We start from the raw sequence: 17,550 nt of genomic DNA, 5'->3' as shown, positions 1-17,550 counted from the left end.
GCGCGTGGCGACTTGGGCCCGGCGGCGGTTCGCGCGGTGGGAGGGCGTGCCGTACTCGCGCCTGGCCGGCGGTCCGTGCCTGGGGGCACTTGGTATGAGTACCCCCGTCAGGGCGGGGTTTGCGTCCGGTGGCGATCTTCGTGCTGCGCGTGGCGACTTGGGCATGGCTGTGCCCGCCGGCCAGGGGGGAGTGGCGGCGGGCACAGCGGCTTGGGGGGTGGGTCAGAGGTCGTCGCGGGTGACCTGGCGGTGCTGGACGAGCCAGTGGCCGGATTCGCGGACGAGGAGGTCCTCGCAGAGGGTGCTGACCCGGATCGCGGCCTGGCCGCCCTTCGGGGTTTCGATGACGAGGGCGTAGCTGCGGACGAAGGCGGTGTTCTCGTCGCGGGGTTCGACGGCGACCATGCCGAGCCAGTGGCGGCGCTGGATGCCCTTGGCGGCGTACGCGTCGGTCGCGGCCTGGGCGGCGGCGGTGATGGCGGCGCGGCCGGCGGCGGGCTCGGGGTGGGCGTTGGCGGCGAAGACGCCGTCCTCGGTGAAGGTGGCGGCCCATTCGGCGACCCGGCCGCTGTCGAGCAGCTGCATCTGGGACGCGAGGAACTGCTGGACCTGGAAGTACAGCTCGGCGGTGGCGGTGGCGGGCACCTGCTCCGTCGCGGTCATGGGGAAGTCCTTTCCTGGCCGGTGAGGTCTCTCGCAGCGTCGCCGTCCGGGGTCGTGGGTGCCTTGAACGGAACTGGAGCGGGGGTGTCCGAGTGCGGCTCGATCGGCTGTCGAGACGGCGTCGGCACCCTGTTCGCCGTTGACGAGGGATTTCGAGAGGAGTGCAGCGATGAGCGGCGAGCAGCGGGTGGCCCTGGTGACGGGTGCCACCAGCGGTATCGGTCTGGCAGTGGCCCGCGGTCTGGCGGCGAGCGGCCTGGCGGTGTTCATCTGCGCGCGCAGCGCGGACGCGGTGGAGTCGACCGTGAAGGAGCTGCGGGCCGAGGGCCTGGAGGTGGCCGGTACGACCGCCGACATCCGCAAGCCCGAGCAGGTGAAGGCGCTGGTGGACGCCGCGCTGGAGCAGTACGGCCGGATCGACGTGCTGGTGAACAACGCCGGGCGCAGCGGCGGCGGTGTGACCGCGAAGATCGCCGACGAGCTCTGGTACGACGTGATCGACACCAACCTGAACAGCGTGTTCCTGACCACCCGTGAGGTGCTCAACCGGGGCGGTCTGCAGGAGCGCGGCTGGGGCCGGGTGATCAACATCGCGTCCACGGGCGGCAAGCAGGGCGTGGTGCTGGGTGCCCCGTACTCGGCGTCGAAGCACGCGGTGGTGGGTTTCACCAAGGCACTGGGCCTGGAGCTGGCGAAGACCGGGGTCACGGTCAACGCGGTGTGCCCGGGTTACGTGGAGACGCCGATGGCGCAGCGGGTGCGGCAGGGGTACGCGGCCGCGTACGACGCCACCGAGGAGCAGATCCTGGAGCGCTTCCAGGCGAAGATCCCGCTCGGCCGCTACTCGTCGCCCGAGGAGGTGGCCGGCCTGGTCGGTTACCTGGTGACCGACACCGCCGCTTCCATCACCGCGCAGGCGTTGAACGTCTGTGGCGGTCTGGGCAACTACTGATCCCGCCGGGCTGAACGCAGAAGGAGGCACCGACATGTCCGAGCAGCACCGCACCGTCCACAGCACTACCGTCGCCGCGCCCGCCGAGGCGGTGTACGGGATCGTCGCGGACGTCACCACCTGGCCGCAGTACTTCGCGCCGAACGTGCACGTCGAGCACCTGGAGCAGTCCGAGGGAAGTGAGCGGATCCGGATCTGGGCGACCGCGAACGGCGAGGTGAAGACCTGGGTGTCGCGCCGCGAGCTGGACGCGGCCGGCCTGAAGGTGACCTTCCGCCAGGAGATCTCGACCCCGCCGGTGGCGTCGATGAGCGGCACCTGGCTGGTCACCGCGATCGACGAGAGCACCTCGCTGCTGGAGCTGTACCACGACTTCACCGCGGTCGACGACCTCCCGGAGAACGTCGAGTGGATCAACTCGGCGCTGGACCGCAACAGCGAGTCCGAGCTGGCCGGGATCAAGCAGATCGCCGAACTCGGCGGCGAGCTGGACGAGTTGGTGTTCAGCTTCGACGACACGGTGCACGTGGCCGGCGCCGGTGCGGACGTCTTCGACTTCCTCAACCGGGCCGACCTGTGGCCGGAGCGGCTGCCGCACGTCGCCGCGCTGGACCTCCAGGAGGATGTCCCCGGCGTCCAGGTGATGACGATGGACACCAGCACCGCGGACGGCTCGGTGCACACCACCAAGTCGATCCGGGTGGTGTTCGGCGAGGACCGCATCGTCTACAAGCAGATCGCCGTCCCGGCGCTGATGACCGCGCACACCGGCCGCTGGACCATCGTCGAGGCGGACGGCGGCGTGGACGTCACCTCCCGGCACACCGTCACCCTCAAGCCGTCGGCGGTCGAGAAGATCCTCGGCGAGGGCAAGACCGTCGCCGACGCGCGGGAGTACGTGCACCGGGCGCTGTCCACCAACAGCACCACCACGCTGAAGCACGCGATGGCGTTCGCGGAGGCCCGCCGTGGCTGACCGGCCGCTGCCCGGACCCGGGCGGCTGGACTCGCTGCCGGCGCAGGCGGCCGCCGCCCACCCCGGGCGGGTCGCCGTCACCGGCGTCGAGGGCGCCGAGCTGGACTTCGCCACCCTGGACGCCCGGGCCACCGCGGTGGCCCGGGCGCTGGCCGGGCGCCTGGACGGGCCCGGCACCGTCGCGGTGGCCTCGGCGCTGCACCCGGACTTCGCGGTCGCCTACTACGGCGCCGCGCGCGCCGGGCAGGTGGTGGCGGTGGTCAACCCGCTGATCCCGGAGATCGGGGTGCAGCACGTGCTGGCCACCAGCCGGGCCCGGCTGGCGTTCGTGGACGCCGGCCTGCTGCCCAAGCTGAACGCGGTGCGGGCCAACCTGCCGGAGCTGCGCGAGGTGGTGCTGATCGGCGGCGCGGACGACGGGGAGGCCGAGACGCTGGCCGCGCTCATCGAGGGCGCGCCCACCGGCGACGGCTGGCAGCCGCCCGCTGTGGAGCTGGACGACACCGCCTGCCTGCAGTTCACCAGCGGCACCACCGGCCTGCCGAAGGCCGTCCGGCTCACCCACCGCAACCTCACGGTGAACGCCGGTCAGATCGCCGCCGCGCACCTGCTGGACGCCGCCGCCGTCACCCTCAACCACCTGCCGACCTACCACCCGATGCACCTCAACTCGGCGGTCGCCGCGGCCGCCACCCAGGTGCTGTGCGCCGACCCCGAGCCGGTGGACGCGGTGCACGCCGCCAACGCCCACGGCGCGACGCACTTCTACAGCCTGCCGGTGCGCCTGGCCCGGCTGGCCGCCGACCCGGCCCTCGACGGGCTGGCGCTCGGCACCGTCACGCGGATCGCCTCCGGCGGCTCCGCGCTGCCGGTGGAGGCCGCGGGCCGGCTCACCGAGCGCTTCGGCATCCCGGTGTTCCAGGGCTACGGCCTGGCCGAGACCTCCCCGCTGACCCACAGCGACGACCCCGAGCACCCCGTGCACGGCTCGGTCGGCCGGACCGTGCCGGGCACCGAGTGCCGGGTGGTGGACCTGGACACCGGCGCCGAGCTGACCGCCGGGCAGACCGGCGAAGTGCAGCTGCGCGGGCCGCAGGTGATGAAGGGCTACCTCGGCGGGCCGGACCTCGCCCCGGGCGAGTGGTTCACCACCGGCGACATCGGCCGGATCGACGAGCAGGGCCGGCTGTTCCTGATCGACCGGCTCGGCGACGTCTTCAAGGTCGACAACTTCCTGGTCGCCCCGTCCGAGGTCGAGCAGGTGCTCACCGCGCACCCGCTGGTGCAGGAGGCGGTCGTGGTCGGCCTGCCCGACGGGCAGGGCTACCGGGTGGCCGGCGCCCTGCTGGTGCTCGACGAGCCCGGGCGGCTCGCCGAGGTGGTCGAGCAGGTGGGCGGCGAACTGCCGTACTACCAGCGGCCGGTGCACGCCGAGGCGGTCGAGTCGATCCCGCGCTCGGGCAACGGAAAGATCCAACGGCGCGTCCTGGCCGGGCAGTTCGCCGCCCGCCTGGGCCTCGCCGACCCCCCAACGGAAGGGAGCCAGGAGATGGCCGCCCCGCAGTTCACCGTCATCAACACCTTCACCCTCAAGGACCCGGCCGGCGGCGACGCCTTCGAGGAGCGCTTCCTGGACCACGTCCAGTGGATGCGCGCCCAGTTCGGGTTCCGCGCGCACCAGGCCGTCCGGGCCGCCGACCGGCCCGAGGTGTACGTCAACTTCGGTTGGTGGGCCACCCCCGGCGACTTCCAGCAGGTGCTGGGCAGCGACACCTTCAAGGCGCACGCCGAGGAGTTCCACCGGATCGTGGACGTCCAGGCCGAGCCGTCGATGGGCGTGCTGCGGGTGGACGGTGAGGCCGCCGGGGACGGCGCGGTGCTGGTCGTGGAGCGCTTCACCGTCACCGAGGACGCCGACAAGTTCGAGGCGGCGTACGGCAGTTGGATCGAGGCCGGGCAGCGGTCCGGCGGCTTCGGGCACGCCGACCTGGCCAAGGCGCTGATGCGGCCCGGCGGCTACACGGCGCTCACCCGCTGGGCGAGCGAGCAGGACTGGCAGGCCGCCCGCGAGCTGCCCGAGTACGCCGACCTGGCCGCGCTCGCCACCGTCGAGACGCAGCTGACCGCGCCGGTGGCCGGCACCCGCACCGCCCCGGCGGCCGACGGTGCCTGAGCCGTCCGACCTCGGGCTGTCCGGGAAGACCGCGGTCGTCACCGGGGCGACCCGCGGCGTGGGGCTGGCGGTCGCCCGCCGGCTCTGCGCCGGGGGCGCCCGGGTGGTGCTCAACTACGCGCACTCCGAGCAGGACGCCGCCCGGGCCGTCGAGCAGCTCGACGGACTCAAGGGCAGCGCGCACGCCGTCCGCGCCGACATCACCACTGCGGCGGGCCTGGAGCTGCTGCTCGGCGAGGTCCGTGACCGGTGCGGCCGGCTCGACGTGTTCGTGCACAACGCCGCGCCGTGGCGGCCCACCACCGCCGTCGGCGGGGACGCCGCCGCCGTCACCGCCGCCGTCGGCGCCGCGCTCGACCCGCTGCTGCGCGGCGGGGCCGCGATCGCCGAGCTGATGGGCGGCGGACCGGGCCGGATCGTCGCCGTCTCCAGCTCCGGGGCCCGCTCCGTGGTGCCCCGGTACGTCGCCGCGGGCGTCGCCAAGGCCGCGCTGGAGTCGCTGGTGCGCTACCTGGCCGTCGAACTGGCCGGTCGCGGCATCACCGTCAACGCGGTCTCCACCGCGAAGATCGACAAGGGCCCGGCCACCCCGCAGCCCGAGGTCGCCGCGATGCTCGCCGCCCGCACCCCGGCCGGCCGGCTCACCACCCCCGAGGACCTGGCCGACGTGGTCGCGCTGCTGTGCAGCCCCGAGGCGGCCTGGTTGCACGGCCAGACCATCACGGCCGACGGCGGCCTGGGCCTCCTGTAAATCCCCCTGCACCGGAGAGGAACGGCATGAGCGAGGACACCGGCCGGGAGGCCGAGGCGGACGTCTGCGTGGTCGGCGCCGGGCCGGCCGGGCTGGTGCTGGCGCTGCTGCTGCTGAAGTCCGGGCTGCGGGTGGCGGTGGTCGAGCGGGCCCGCGCCCACCAGCGGGAGTTCCGCGGCGAGATCCTGCAGCCCGGTGCGATGGCGCTGCTGGACCGGCTCGGCGTGCTGTCCGGCGCCCGGGCCCGCGGCGCGCACGAGCACGAGCGGTTCCGCCTCGTCGAGGGCGAGCGGGTGCTGCTCGACATCGACTACCGCCGCCTGCCCGCCCCGCACGACCACCTGCTGAGCCTGCCGCAGGCCCACCTGCTGGACGAACTGCTGCTGCACTGCGAGAAGTTCGAGGGCTTCGCGTACTTCGACGGCCACCGGGTCGGCGAACTGCTCCAGGACGGCGGCCGCACCACCGGCGTCCGGGCGGGAACACTGACCGTCCGCGCGCCCGTGGTGGTCGGCGCCGACGGGCGGTACTCCAAGGTGCGCCGGCTGGCCGGGATCGAGGCCGGCCGCACCGAGGCGTTCGACCTGGACGTGCTCTGGTTCAAACTCAAGCTGCCCGACCGCACCCCGGGCGAGCGCCGCGACGTGCGGGTGTTCCGCGACGGCGGCAACCCGGTGCTGGCGTACGACTCGTACCCGGACAGCGCGCAGATCGGCTGGACCCTGCCGCACAAGGGCTACCAGGAGGTCGCCGTCCACGGCATCGAGCACATCCGCGAGCAGCTGGCCGCGGCGATCCCGCCGTACGCCGGGCTGATCCGGGACCAGATCCGCTCCACCCGCGACGTCACGCTGCTCGACGTGTTCTCCGGCCGGGCCGACCGCTGGGCCGCCGACGGCCTGGTGCTGATCGGCGACGCCGCGCACACCCACAGCCCGATCGGCGCGCAGGGCATCAACCTGGCCGTCCAGGACGCCGTGGTGCTGCACCCGATCCTGGTGCGGGCACTGGCCGACGGGGACACCTCGGCGGCCCGGCTGGGCGAGTTCGAGACCCTGCGCGGGCCGGACATCGCGGCGACCATGAAGCTCCAGGGCCTGCAGAGCAAGGCGATGCTGTCCCGGGGCGGGCTGGCCGCGAAGATCCGGCCGAAGCTGGCGGCGGTCGTCCAGCGCACCCCGCTGGGGCGCAAGATCCTCGACCGGATCGCGTTCGGCAACCGCCGGGTGCGGATCGCCGAGGAGTGCTTCACCGACTGATCCCGGTCCACCGTCCCGACCCCCCACGAAAGCGCCTCCCCGCGGGAATCCCGCCGGGAGGCGCTCCTCGTGGTGGGGAGGGCTCAGCCGGTGTGCTGCCCGGGCACCTGCTCGGCCACCAGGAACGGGGCGAGCAGGCCGGGCAGCACCTGCTCGGCCAGCTCCGGCAGCTGCTCGACGGGCAGGTCGGGCACCGCGTACTTCTTGCGCCCCGCGGCCGTGGTCGCGGTGAGCGTCACCAGCCCGGCCCGGCGCTGGCCCCAGGAGCGGCGCAGGTTCCAGCCGATCACGCCCTCGCCCGACAGCACCGCCCGGCGGCGCACCAGCGAACCGTGCCGGGACACCAGGAAGCCGTCCGCCACGGCGTGCCCCAGCGAGCGGTACCGGTCCAGGGCCAGCGGCACGGTGAACGGCAGCAGCGCCGCCCAGCCGAGCGCGCACCACGGCGGCAGCTGGTCCAGCGCCGCCGCCGCGCCGAGCAGCGCCAGCCCCAGCGCCCAGCCGCCCAGCGCCCTGGTCAGCCGGCGGGTGCGGGCCCGCGGGCCGTGCCCGACCAGCGGTGCGCGCAGCGGGCCGTCGCCGCCCAGCACCTCGGCGGCCACCGCCAGCGCGGTCGCCGCCGGCGCGGCCGGGACCAGCGGCGGGCCGCCGCGCTCGCGGTGCGCGACCGTCGCGACGGCCGTGCAGCGGGCGCCGCCGAGCAGCCGCACCGGCAGGTTCTCGGCCAGCTCGACGCCGTACACCCGGCGCTTCTCCAGCGCGATCGCCCGCCGGTTGACCAGGCCGTGCCCGATCTCCAGTGCCCCGCCGGGGCGGCGCACCAGGGTGAAGCCGATGGTGCGCTCGGCGAAGGTCAGCAGGTTGATCGCGGTGCCGGTGAGCAGCAGCACCAGCGGCAGCCGCACCGCGCGCGGGCCGAGCGAGTCGACGTGCAGCAGCCACTCCACCACCGACCCGATCGGGGTCTGCCGCACCAGGTCGGCCATCGGGCCGACCAGCGACAGGCCGATCGCCGCCAGCGGCAGGAACCCGGTCAGCGCGAACGGCGCGTACCGCAGCCAGCCGGGCGAGAACCGCAGCAGCACGGTGCCGGGCGCCTCGCGCGCCTCGCCCGTCGCGGCGGCCCCGGCGGCGGCCGGTGCGCCGCCGAGCAGTTCCTCGCGCAGCGCCAGCGCCTCCGGGCGCAGCAGCGCGTCCAGCTTCAGCCGGTCCCCGCGCCGGGTCGCCGCCTGCCCGGTGCCGACGGTGACGGTGGCCAGGCCCAGCACCCGGTGCGCGGCGCCGGCATGCAGGTCGACGGTGCGCACCCGGTCGGCGGGCACCGCGATGTGGCGGCGGATCAGCAGGCCGTGCCGCAGCTCCACCAGGCCCGGGACGACCCGGTAGCGGGTGGTCCACCAGCGCAGCAGGCCGGCGCCGACCGCGAGCGCGGTCACCAGGTACGCCCAGTTGTTGTGGTGCCCGGAGCTGCGCCCGAACAGGTAGGCGGGCACCACCAGCGGCAGCACCTTGGCGAGTTCGCGCACCGGGTGGACCAGCAGCATCCGCGGGCTGAGCCGCCGCCACACCTCCGGGCCGGCCGGCGCCTCGGCGGGCGGGGCGGAGACGGCGGTCATGTGGCGTCCCCCGTGCCGGACCTGACGGCGGCGGTGAGATCGGCGGTGAGCCGGCTCGCGGTGTCCTCGGCCAGGCCGCGGATCTTCAACGGGCCGGCCGAGGACGCGGTGGTGACGGTGACGGTGGTCAGGCCGAGGAAACGCTCCAGCGGCCCGCGTTCGTGGTCGATGGTCTGCACCCGGGAGATCGGGGCGACCCGCCGTTCCTCGACCAGCCAGCCGGTCTGGGTGTAGATCGCGCTGTCGGTGGTCTCCCAGCGGTGGACCGCGAAGCGGCGGCGCGGCATCACGGCCAGATGGGCGGCGGCCAGCAGAGCCGTCAGCGCCAGGGCGGCCCACCGGGGGCCCGCCAGCCAGGACGGCACCAGCACCAGCAGCGCGGTCTGCGCGGCCGCGGCGAGCAGCCAGCCGGCCAGGGCGCTCAGCCGCCACAGGCGCACCGCGCGCGGGTCGACGGGGTGCTCGGGCGGCCTCAGGCGCAGGGCGGAGGGCGGGAGTTGAGGCCCGGGCGGGGGAGTGGTGGCGGACATGCCGTCAGGATCGCGCAGTCATGGCGCGCCCCGCCGGGGATTCGCTCGACTTCCACTGGAGCGGGCCGGCCGGCCGGGGCCCACCGATCTTGACGGCCGGGTTCGAGGGATTCTCCACCGCGAGCTCCCATCCTCCGGCTGTCCGCGCCATTGACCGTTGAGGAAGAGGACCCCGATGAAGGCTCTGGTGCTGTCAGGCGGGTCGGGAACCCGTCTGCGTCCATTCACCTACTCGATGCCCAAGCAGCTCATCCCGATCGCCAACCGTCCGGTGCTCGAGCACGTCCTGGAGAACATCCGCGAGCTCGGTGTCACCGAGATCGGCATGATCGTCGGTGAGCGGCGCCCGGAGATCGAGGCCGTGCTGGGCGACGGCACTCGGCTCGGGGTACGCATCACCTACCTCCGCCAGGAGCAGCCGCTCGGCCTGGCGCACACCGTGACCGTCGCCCGGGAGTTCCTCGGCGACGACGACTTCGTGATGTACCTCGGCGACAACATGCTCCCCAACGGGATCGCGCAGATCGCCGAGGAGTTCCGGGCCAACCGGCCGGCCGCCCAGGTGGTGGTCCACAAGGTCGCTGACCCGCGGGCGTTCGGGGTGGCCGAGGTCGGCCCCGACGGCGCGGTGCAGCGCCTGGTCGAGAAGCCCGAGCAGCCGCGCAGCGACCTGGCGCTGATCGGCGTCTACTTCTTCACCCCGGCGATCCACCGCGCGGTCGCCGGGATCGAGCCCAGCGCCCGCGGCGAACTGGAGATCACCGACGCCATCCAGTGGCTGGTCACCGAGGGGGCGCAGGTCAGCGCCAGTGAGTACCGGGGATACTGGAAGGACACCGGCCGGGTCGACGACGTCCTGGACTGCAACCGGGAACTGCTGGACGGCCTGCGCCGCTCGGTGGCCGGCGAGGTGGACGAGACCAGCGAGCTGATCGGCGAGGTGCTGGTCGAGCCCGGTGCCAAGGTGATCCGCTCGCGGATCGAGGGCCCGGCGGTGATCGGGGCGGGCAGCGTGATCGAGGACAGCCACATCGGCCCGCACACCTCGATCGGCCGGGACTGCGTCCTGCGCGACACCCACGTGTCCTACTCGATCGCGCTGGACGGCGCGACGGTCCGCGGTGTCACCGGCGTGCACGGCTCGCTGATCGGCCGCTCCGCGTACGTCACCAGCGTGCAAAGCGCCATGCGCCACCACCGCCTGGTGGTCGGCGATCACACCCAGGTCGAGGTGGCAGCATGAGAATCCTGGTCACCGGCGGCGCCGGTTTCATCGGGTCGCACTACGTCCGGACGCTGCTGGAGGGCGGCTACCCCGGCTACGAGGACGCGCAGGTCACCGTCCTCGACAAACTCACCTACGCCGGCAACCGGGACAACCTGCCGGCCTCCGGCCCCCGGCTGGACTTCGTCCAGGGCGACATCTGCGACCTGCCGCTGCTGCTCGAACTGCTGCCCGGCCACGACGCGGTGGTGCACTTCGCCGCCGAGTCGCACGTGGACCGCTCGCTGGAGTCCGCCGCCGAGTTCGTCCGCACCAACGTCGGCGGCACCCAGAACGTGCTGGAGGCCGCGCTGCGCTCCGGCGTGCAGCGGGTGGTGCACGTCTCCACCGATGAGGTGTACGGCTCGATCGACGAGGGCTCGTGGACCGAGGAGTGGCCGCTGCTGCCGAACTCCCCGTACGCCGCGTCCAAGGCCGGCTCCGACCTGATCGCCCGCTCCTACTGGCGCACCCACGGCCTCGACCTGTCGATCACCCGGTGCTCCAACAACTACGGGCCCTACCAGCACCCCGAGAAGCTCATCCCGCTGTTCGTCACCAACCTGCTGGAGGGCAAGCAGGTCCCGCTGTACGGCGACGGCGCCAACATCCGCGAATGGCTGCACGTGGACGACCACTGCCGGGCCATCCAACTGGTGCTCACCGGCGGCCGGGCCGGCGAGGTCTACAACATCGGCGGCGGCAACGAGCAGACCAACCGGCAGATCACCGAACAGCTGCTGGAGCACCTGGGCGCCGACTGGAGCGCGGTGCGCAAGGTCGCCGACCGCAAGGGCCACGACCTGCGGTACTCGCTGGACGAGAGCAAGATCCGCGAGGAGCTCGGCTACGCGCCGCGGATCCCGTTCGCCAAGGGCCTGGCCGACACCGTCGACTGGTACCGGGACAACCCGGGCTGGTGGAAGGCCGTCAAGCACGAACTGGAGGAGAACCGGTGACCACCGCTCAGGTCCTGGTGGTCGGCGCCGGGCCGGTCGGCCTGACCACCGCCCACGAACTCGCCCGGCACGGCGTCGCCGTCCGGGTGGTCGACGCCGCCGACGGGCCCGCCACCACCAGCCGGGCGCTGGCCACCCACGCCCGCACCCTGGAGGTCTACGACCAGATCGGCATCCTCGACGAGGTACTGCCGCGCGGCCAGCGCGTCGAGCACTTCACGCTGCATCAGAACGGCCACCGGCTGGCCCGCTTCGACACCGACTACAGCCACCTGCCGACCCGCTACCCGTTCACCCTGATGATCGACCAGGTGATCACCGAGGAAGTGCTGCGCACCGCCTGCGCCCGCCACGGCGTCCAGGTCGAGTGGGGCGTGCGGCTCACCACGTTCGACGACCACGGCGACGGCGTCCGGGCCGCGCTCACCCACCCCGACGGCCGCACCGAGCACGCCGCGTTCGACTGGATGGTCGGCTGCGACGGCGGGCACAGCACCGTCCGCAAGCAGCTCGGCATCCCGCTGCTCGGCGAGAGCAGCGAGACCTGGCTGATCGCCGACGCGGTGGTCGACTGCGACCTGCCCCGGGACAGCATCCACTGGATGCGCACCCCCGCCGGCACCGTGATGATGGTGCCCTTCCCCGACCCCGGCAAGTGGCGGCTGCTGGACACCGCCGACGCCTCGTACGCCAGCGACGAGGCGGTGGCACAGCGCTTCGCCGAGAAGATCGGGACCGGCATCGGACGGCCGGTGAAGGTGGAACTGCCCACCTGGGTCTCGGTGTTCACCATCCAGCAGCGGATGATCGAGCAGATGCGCAGCGGCCGGGTGTTCCTGGCCGGCGACGCCGCGCACGTGCACAGCCCCGCCTCCGGCCAGGGACTGAACACCGGCATCCAGGACGCCGTCAACCTGGCCTGGAAACTCGCCGCGGTGATCAACGACGAGGCCGCCGACACCCTGCTCGACAGCTACAGCGCCGAGCGGGTCCCGGTCGGGGCGACCCTGCTGAAGTCCACCCGGATGGCCACCATGCTGGTGCAGCTGCGCAGCCGCAAGGCCGCCGCCGCACTGCGCACCGTCTTCACGATCGTCCGCTCGGTGCGGCCGCTGAAGTCGAAGATCGAGCGCAAGATCATGGGCGGCATGTCGGCGCTGGACCTGTCGTACGCCGACAGCCCGCTCGCCCTGCCCGCCGCGCCCGGCTCCGGCCCGGTGCCCGGGCAGCGGGTGGCCAAGGTCACCGACCCGACGCCCGCCTGGGCCGCGCTGCTGGACGAACTGCGCACCCCCGGCTGGACGTTGCTGGCCCGCGCCGTCCCCGCCCAGTACCCGGCGCTCGACCGGCTCGCCGAGGAGTACCCGGCCGTCCGGGTCCGCACCCTCGGCGCCGGCGGGCCCGGACCGCTCGCCGACCCGGACGGCGCGCTCGCCGCCGACCTCGGCGTCCCGGCCGGCGGCTGGCTGCTGATCCGCCCCGACGGCTACCTCGCCGCGTCCGGTCCCGGCCTGGACACCGCCCCGCCCGCCGAGGCGTTTGCCGCGCTCGGCCTCGGACGGGGCACCGCGAACCGGCTCACCGTCGGCTGAACGCGCGGGGTGCCGGGGCGGCGCCGCCTCGGCACCTCCACCGCGCCGACCACTTCGCACCGACCACTTCTTCGCGCCGACCACTTCGCGCCGACCACTTCGCACTCGCAACGGAGAAACCTGATGGGAAAGCTGACCGGACGTACCGTCCTCATCAGCGGCGCGGCCGGCGGCCAGGGCGCCGTCACCGCGCGGCGATTCGTCGCCGAGGGCGCCCGGGTGGTGCTCGGCGACCTGCGCGAGGAGGTGAAGGAACTCGCCGACGAGCTCGGCGACTCGGCCGCGGCGATCCGGCTGGACGTCCGCCGCGAGGAGGACTGGACGGCCGCCGTCGCCCTCGCCGAACAGACCTTCGGCGGACTCGACGGCCTGGTCAACAACGCCGGCATCCTGCACCAGGGCCTGCTGGAGACCACCACCCGCGACGACTACCTCGACGTGATCGAGGTCAACCAGCTCGGCGTGTTCCTCGGCATGCGCGCCGTCGTCCCCGCGCTGCGCGCCGCCGGCGGCGGAACGATCGTCAACATCGCCTCGGTCAACGCCCAGCAGGGCGTGCCGATGCTCACCGCGTACTGCGCCAGCAAGTTCGCGGTGCTCGGCATGACCAAGGTCGCCGCGCTGGAACTCGGCCGCGACAACATCCGCGTCAACGCCGTCTGCCCGGGCGTGATCCGCACCGACATGACCGGCGGCATGCCCGAGCGGATCGAACAGCGCCTGCTGGAGGGCATCCCGCTCGGCCGGTTCGGCGCCCCCGCCGAGATCGCCGCCCTCACCCTGTTCCTGACCGGCGCCGGCTCCGGGTACTGCTCCGGTGCCGAGTTCGTCGCCGACGGCGGCTGGACGGCCGGCTGACGTCCCCGTTCGAGCGGCCTTCGACCGGCCGCGGCCACACTCCCCGCAGGGACCGAGACCAGGACAGGACACCGCAGATGACCGACGACCAGACCCCCGCCCGCCCGATCACCGTGGTCGCCACCTTCACCCTGAAGGGCGACGCCGCCGAATTCGAGCAACTGCTCGCCGAGCAGGCCGAACTGATGCGCGCCGGCGACGGCTTCGAACTCGGCGTCCTGGCCCGCTCCACCACCTCGCCCGACACCTACGTCAACCTCGCCTGGTGGCGGGACTCCCACTCCTACCTCTCGGTGGTGCGCTCCTACGCCTTCGCGGCCAAGGCGATGAGCGAGCTGCCCCGGCTCGCGGACGCCCGGATCGACCGGTTCGTCCCCGCCACCGACGAGGGCACGCTGCTGCCCGCCGACGGCGCCGAGCAGGGCCTGCTGGTGCTGGCCGTGCACGCCGCCGACGAGGCCGCCGCCGCCGAGGTCGAGGCCGGCTGGGACGCCCACACCGCGCAGCTGGCCGGCCAGGACGGCTTCCTCGGCGCGGCCCTCGGCCGCTCCGAGGTCCGCCCCGGCGGCCACGGGCAGCTCGGCTGGTGGCGCGACGAGGCCGCGGCCGCCGCCGCACCCGGCTACCGCGCGGACACCGTCGAGACCTTGGTGCTCCGCCCGGTGCACATCGTCTCCCGCCGACCCGCCTGAACCGACCCACCGGGACTCCGCCCGTCCGGCCGCCGAACCAACGGCCGGGCGGGCGGCTCCGTTTCCGCCCTCGACACGGCGACGGCCCCCGCCGGGGCGGGGGCCGTCGAACCGGGGGAGCGGTGAACGCTCAGGCGGCGCCGGCCAGTTCGGTCAGCACCGCGACCGTCTCGGCCGGGGTCGGCTGGGTGGCCATGCCCGCGCGCAGCCGGGCCGCGCCCTCGGCGTGGGCCGGGTCGGAGAGCAGCGCGCGCAGCGCCTTGTGCACGGCCTCCACGTCGTTCTGCTGCGCCGCCTCGTCCAGGCTCAGGCCCGCGCCGCAGGCGACGATCCGGTCGCCGACCACGAAGGTGTCCAGGTGGCCCGGCAGCACCAGCTGCGGCAGGCCGAACGCGGTCGCCGTCAACTGGGTGCCGGAGCCGCCGTGGTGGACCACCGCCGTGCAGCCGCCCAGCACCGCGTCCAGCGGCACCGGGTCGACGAGGCGCACCGACGCCGGCACCGGGCCGAGCTGTTCCCGGTACGGGGCGCCGACGGTGACCAGCGCCTCGGTGTCCGGGATGCCGTCGAAGGCGTCGATGATCCGGCGCAGCAGCGGCAGCCCGTTCATCGCCAGCGTCAGCTGCCCGAGCGACACGCACACCCGGTGCCCCGCCGGCTCGTCGAACGCCCAGGCGGGCACCGTGCCGGAGCCGTTGCTCGGCACGTACCGGATCGGGGTGCCCGGGGTGACGGACGGGTCCTGGAAGCCGGGCGGGCACGGGTCGAGCACCAGGTCCGGCCGCGGCAGGCCGCCCGGCAGGCCGAGGCGGGCGCACACCCCGCTCAGCGAGTGCGCGCCCATCGCGTGTGCGACCTCGCCGACCGGGTCGACGCCCCAGCGGTGCTGCACCACCGGGATGCCCAACAGGCCGCCGACGATCAGCGCGCCGTACTCCAGCCGGTCGGAGAGCACCAGGTCCGGCTTCCAGGAGCGGGCGATCTCCAGGTAGGCGCCCACCGTGTAGCGGGTGTGCATGGTCCACGGGCGCACCGCGCCGGCGAACGCGGCCGGCGCCGGACGCCCGCCGGCCTCGATCGGGCGCAGCCCGGCCGGCAGCCCCAGCGACATCAACTCGCCCGCGTGGAAGGCCTCGCCGACGCTGTGGCCGCTCAGGCCGGCCGCGTGCGCGGCGGCGACCACGTCCGGCTGACCGGCCACCAGCACCTCGTGCCCGGCCCCGCGCAGCGCCCAGGCCAGCGGGGCGAGCGGGGCGAAGTGGGTCGCCACCGGGGTGGTGATGATGAGTACCTTCATCGGCGTCCTCGGCTCCTCGAACAAGTGTCAACTGACGGACGCCGAGCGTCCGTTGGGTTGCTGGAGCGGTCCTCGGCGGCGGCTGGAGCCGGGCCGTCCGGCCGGTCCAGCCGACTTCGAGCCGTCCGCGAGGTGCGGTGCTTAGCCTCGTGGTCGCCGCCACGACACCCGGAAGGATCCGTCATGTCCGAATTCGCCATCCACGCCAGGGGACTGCGCAAGCGGTACGGCGACACGCTTGCGGTCGACTCGGTCGACCTGGACGTGCAGCACGGCGAGATCTTCGCGCTGCTCGGTCCGAACGGTGCGGGCAAGACCACCACCACCGAGATCCTGGAGGGCTTCCGGACCCGCGACGGCGGCGAGCTGAACGTGCTCGGCGAGGACCCGGGCAAGGCCGGCTTCGCCTGGCGCTCCCGGATCGGCATCGTGCTCCAGGGCTCCAAGGACCTCGCCGACCTCACCGTCGCCGAGGTGGTGCACCACTTCACCGCCTACTACCCGGACCCGCGGGACGCCGACGAGGTGATCGAGGCGGTCGGGCTGACCGAGAAGCGCAAGACCCGCGCCGCCTCGCTCTCCGGCGGCCAGCGCCGCCGCCTGGACGTGGCGCTCGGCATCATCGGCAACCCCGAGCTGCTGTTCCTGGACGAGCCCACCACCGGCTTCGACCCGGAGGTGCGGCGCAAGTTCTGGGCGCTGATCGCGGGCCTGCGCAGCACCGGCACCACCATCCTGCTCACCACCCACTACCTGGACGAGGTCGAGTTCCTGGCCGACCGGGTCGGCGTGGTCGCGGCCGGCCGGGTGGTGGACGTCTCCACCCCCGAGCGGCTCGGCGACCGGCACCTGGCGCCCGCCACCGTCCGCTGGATCGGCGTGGACGGACCGCAGGAGGTGCAGACCGCCACCCCCACCCGCACCGTCTCCGAGCTGTCCGCCCGCTTCGGCGGCGAGGTCCCGGAGCTCACCGTGACCCGCCCGTCGCTGGAAGACGTCTACCTGAAGATGATCGGAGACCAGTGATGGAAGCAACCAGGACGCCCGCGACCGCCGCTGCCGCCGCCGGCCGGGCCCGCTCGACCGCCGCCCCCTCGCTGCTGAAGATCGCCGCCGCCCGCTCGGTGCTGGAGATCCGCGGCTTCTTCCGCTCCCGCGGCCAGATGATCCTGACCTTCTCCACCCCGATCGTGCTGCTGATCCTGTTCAGCGCGATCTTCGGTGGCAAGGTCGAGGGCACCGACCTGCAGATGTCCCAGCTGTACGCGACCGGCATGCTCGCGGTCGGCGTGATGTCCACCAGCTTCCAGACGCTGGCCCTGCAGGTCGCCGCCGAGCGCCGCAACGGCTCGCTCAAGCGGCTGCGCGGCACCCCGATGCCGCCGATCGCCTACTTCCTCGGCAAGATTTCCATGGTGCTGGTCTCCAGCCTCGGCCAGGCCGCCGTGCTGATGGTGATCGGCTCGCTGTTCTTCGGCCTCGAACTCCCCACCGATGTCGGCAGCTGGCTGACCTTCGGCTGGATCTACCTGCTCGGCATCTCCGCGTGCAGCCTGCTCGGTCTGGCCTTCTCCTCGCTGATCGGCGGCGAGGAGGGCGGCGGCCCGATCGTGATCCTGCCGTTCATGGCGCTGCAGTTCATCTCCGGCGTGTTCGTGCCGTTCCAGACCCTGCCGCACTACCTGCAGCAGATCGCCTCGTTCTTCCCGCTCAAGTGGCTGTGCCAGGGCATGCGTTCGGTGTTCCTGCCGGACAACTACCTGTCCCAGGAGCTGGCCCACTCGTGGGAACTCGGCCGGGTCGCGCTGGTGCTCGGCGGCTGGGTGGTGGTCGGCCTGGTGATCTGCCTGACCACCTTCCGCTGGAAGACCCGCCACGACGGCTGACCCGCGCCGTCCACCAGGCCGGGGCGCCCGGGGGGGCCGCCCCCGCGGGCCGGGCGGGGGGGGGGGGGCGGCGGGGGGCCCG

At 73.7% G+C, this 17,550-nt stretch carries 16 protein-coding genes; 12 read left to right on the top strand and 4 right to left on the bottom strand.

What is annotated here, in order from left to right:
* Positions 1-222 precede the first annotated feature (222 nt).
* Positions 223-663, bottom strand: a complete 441-nt coding sequence (locus tag ACFV18_RS11955) for a nuclear transport factor 2 family protein (protein ID WP_380482030.1) — start codon at positions 661-663, stop codon at positions 223-225.
* Positions 664-832: 169 nt separating this feature from the next.
* Here ACFV18_RS11955 and ACFV18_RS11950 point away from each other — a divergent pair, with 169 nt between their 5' ends.
* The 5 genes from ACFV18_RS11950 to ACFV18_RS11930 are packed head-to-tail and all read left to right on the top strand — an operon-like array spanning position 833 to position 6,774.
* Positions 833-1,615 carry an SDR family NAD(P)-dependent oxidoreductase gene (locus ACFV18_RS11950; RefSeq protein ID WP_380482028.1) on the top strand — a complete coding sequence of 261 codons (783 nt, stop codon included), beginning with the start codon at positions 833-835 and terminating at the stop codon, positions 1,613-1,615.
* 34 nt (positions 1,616-1,649) lie between these two features.
* Complete coding sequence (locus ACFV18_RS11945; protein ID WP_380482026.1) at positions 1,650-2,591, top strand: aromatase/cyclase; 942 nt, start codon at positions 1,650-1,652, stop codon at positions 2,589-2,591.
* Complete coding sequence (locus ACFV18_RS11940; RefSeq protein WP_380482024.1) at positions 2,584-4,764, top strand: AMP-binding protein; 2,181 nt, start codon at positions 2,584-2,586, stop codon at positions 4,762-4,764. The genes ACFV18_RS11945 and ACFV18_RS11940 overlap by 8 nt, the downstream gene beginning before the upstream one ends.
* Positions 4,757-5,515, top strand: a complete 759-nt coding sequence (locus ACFV18_RS11935) for an SDR family oxidoreductase (protein WP_380482022.1) — start codon at positions 4,757-4,759, stop codon at positions 5,513-5,515. Before ACFV18_RS11940 ends, ACFV18_RS11935 begins: the two co-directional genes overlap by 8 nt.
* Before the next feature lie 26 nt (positions 5,516-5,541).
* Positions 5,542-6,774, top strand: a complete 1,233-nt coding sequence (locus ACFV18_RS11930; protein ID WP_380482020.1) for an FAD-dependent monooxygenase — start codon at positions 5,542-5,544, stop codon at positions 6,772-6,774.
* An 83-nt stretch (positions 6,775-6,857) separates the two neighbouring features.
* On the opposite strand, the gene ACFV18_RS11925 is transcribed toward ACFV18_RS11930, so the two are convergent.
* A complete protein-coding gene (locus tag ACFV18_RS11925; RefSeq protein WP_380482018.1) occupies positions 6,858-8,390 on the bottom strand; it encodes a PH domain-containing protein in 1,533 nt (510 codons plus the stop codon).
* Positions 8,387-8,920 (bottom strand): PH domain-containing protein, encoded by a 534-nt coding sequence (locus tag ACFV18_RS11920; protein ID WP_380482017.1) that lies wholly within the window; start codon positions 8,918-8,920, stop codon positions 8,387-8,389. The genes ACFV18_RS11925 and ACFV18_RS11920 overlap by 4 nt, the downstream gene beginning before the upstream one ends.
* 175 nt (positions 8,921-9,095) lie before the next feature.
* On the opposite strand from ACFV18_RS11920, the gene ACFV18_RS11915 reads away from it, so the two are divergent.
* The 5 genes from ACFV18_RS11915 to ACFV18_RS11895 all read left to right on the top strand — a co-directional run bounded on the left by ACFV18_RS11915 (position 9,096) and on the right by ACFV18_RS11895 (position 14,285).
* Entirely contained in the window at positions 9,096-10,163 is a 1,068-nt protein-coding gene (locus tag ACFV18_RS11915; protein WP_380482015.1) for a glucose-1-phosphate thymidylyltransferase, read from the top strand.
* Positions 10,160-11,143 (top strand): dTDP-glucose 4,6-dehydratase, encoded by a 984-nt coding sequence (gene rfbB / locus ACFV18_RS11910; RefSeq protein ID WP_380482013.1) that lies wholly within the window; start codon positions 10,160-10,162, stop codon positions 11,141-11,143. Before ACFV18_RS11915 ends, rfbB begins: the two co-directional genes overlap by 4 nt.
* Positions 11,140-12,735: an FAD-dependent oxidoreductase gene (locus ACFV18_RS11905; RefSeq protein ID WP_380482011.1), complete on the top strand. Its 1,596-nt coding sequence runs from the start codon at positions 11,140-11,142 to the stop codon at positions 12,733-12,735. The genes rfbB and ACFV18_RS11905 overlap by 4 nt, the downstream gene beginning before the upstream one ends.
* A 123-nt stretch (positions 12,736-12,858) precedes the next feature.
* Positions 12,859-13,593, top strand: coding sequence for an SDR family NAD(P)-dependent oxidoreductase (locus tag ACFV18_RS11900; protein ID WP_380482009.1), 735 nt, complete (start codon positions 12,859-12,861; stop codon positions 13,591-13,593).
* A gap of 77 nt (positions 13,594-13,670) precedes the next feature.
* A complete protein-coding gene (locus ACFV18_RS11895; protein WP_380482007.1) occupies positions 13,671-14,285 on the top strand; it encodes an antibiotic biosynthesis monooxygenase family protein in 615 nt (204 codons plus the stop codon).
* A 130-nt stretch (positions 14,286-14,415) separates the two neighbouring features.
* Here the strand turns inward: ACFV18_RS11895 and ACFV18_RS11890 are convergent, their stop codons facing one another.
* The gene (locus ACFV18_RS11890; protein WP_380482005.1) at positions 14,416-15,582 is read right to left on the bottom strand and encodes a nucleotide disphospho-sugar-binding domain-containing protein; all 1,167 of its coding nucleotides are present in this window, start codon (positions 15,580-15,582) and stop codon (positions 14,416-14,418) included.
* A 183-nt stretch (positions 15,583-15,765) separates the two neighbouring features.
* On the opposite strand from ACFV18_RS11890, the gene ACFV18_RS11885 reads away from it, so the two are divergent.
* Together ACFV18_RS11885 and ACFV18_RS11880 are read left to right on the top strand one after the other, a co-directional pair.
* A complete protein-coding gene (locus tag ACFV18_RS11885) occupies positions 15,766-16,608 on the top strand; it encodes an ABC transporter ATP-binding protein (RefSeq protein WP_380482003.1) in 843 nt (280 codons plus the stop codon).
* A complete protein-coding gene (locus ACFV18_RS11880) occupies positions 16,608-17,468 on the top strand; it encodes an ABC transporter permease (protein WP_380482001.1) in 861 nt (286 codons plus the stop codon). The genes ACFV18_RS11885 and ACFV18_RS11880 overlap by 1 nt, the downstream gene beginning before the upstream one ends.
* Positions 17,469-17,550 lie beyond the last annotated feature (82 nt).

The sequence above is a fragment of the Kitasatospora sp. NPDC059673 genome, from assembly GCF_042734215.1.
In the GTDB taxonomy this organism is placed as follows: domain Bacteria; phylum Actinomycetota; class Actinomycetes; order Streptomycetales; family Streptomycetaceae; genus Kitasatospora.
The sequence above is the reverse complement of the archived record's forward strand: the minus strand, read 5'-3'. Positions and strand labels throughout refer to the sequence as shown.

What these genes read in the sequence shown, in the direction of transcription:
- ACFV18_RS11880 (WP_380482001.1), top strand. Translation starts at nt 16,608, where the DNA reads ATGGAAGCAACCAGGACGCCCGCGACCGCCGCTGCCGCCGCCGGCCGG.
- ACFV18_RS11950 (WP_380482028.1), top strand. Translation starts at nt 833, where the DNA reads ATGAGCGGCGAGCAGCGGGTGGCCCTGGTGACGGGTGCCACCAGCGGT.
- ACFV18_RS11915 (WP_380482015.1), top strand. Translation starts at nt 9,096, where the DNA reads ATGAAGGCTCTGGTGCTGTCAGGCGGGTCGGGAACCCGTCTGCGTCCA.
- ACFV18_RS11945 (WP_380482026.1), top strand. Translation starts at nt 1,650, where the DNA reads ATGTCCGAGCAGCACCGCACCGTCCACAGCACTACCGTCGCCGCGCCC.
- ACFV18_RS11930 (WP_380482020.1), top strand. Translation starts at nt 5,542, where the DNA reads ATGAGCGAGGACACCGGCCGGGAGGCCGAGGCGGACGTCTGCGTGGTC.
- rfbB (WP_380482013.1), top strand. Translation starts at nt 10,160, where the DNA reads ATGAGAATCCTGGTCACCGGCGGCGCCGGTTTCATCGGGTCGCACTAC.
- ACFV18_RS11890 (WP_380482005.1), bottom strand. Translation starts at nt 15,582, where the DNA reads ATGAAGGTACTCATCATCACCACCCCGGTGGCGACCCACTTCGCCCCG.
- ACFV18_RS11925 (WP_380482018.1), bottom strand. Translation starts at nt 8,390, where the DNA reads ATGACCGCCGTCTCCGCCCCGCCCGCCGAGGCGCCGGCCGGCCCGGAG.
- ACFV18_RS11955 (WP_380482030.1), bottom strand. Translation starts at nt 663, where the DNA reads ATGACCGCGACGGAGCAGGTGCCCGCCACCGCCACCGCCGAGCTGTAC.
- ACFV18_RS11920 (WP_380482017.1), bottom strand. Translation starts at nt 8,920, where the DNA reads ATGTCCGCCACCACTCCCCCGCCCGGGCCTCAACTCCCGCCCTCCGCC.
- ACFV18_RS11885 (WP_380482003.1), top strand. Translation starts at nt 15,766, where the DNA reads ATGTCCGAATTCGCCATCCACGCCAGGGGACTGCGCAAGCGGTACGGC.
- ACFV18_RS11900 (WP_380482009.1), top strand. Translation starts at nt 12,859, where the DNA reads ATGGGAAAGCTGACCGGACGTACCGTCCTCATCAGCGGCGCGGCCGGC.
- ACFV18_RS11895 (WP_380482007.1), top strand. Translation starts at nt 13,671, where the DNA reads ATGACCGACGACCAGACCCCCGCCCGCCCGATCACCGTGGTCGCCACC.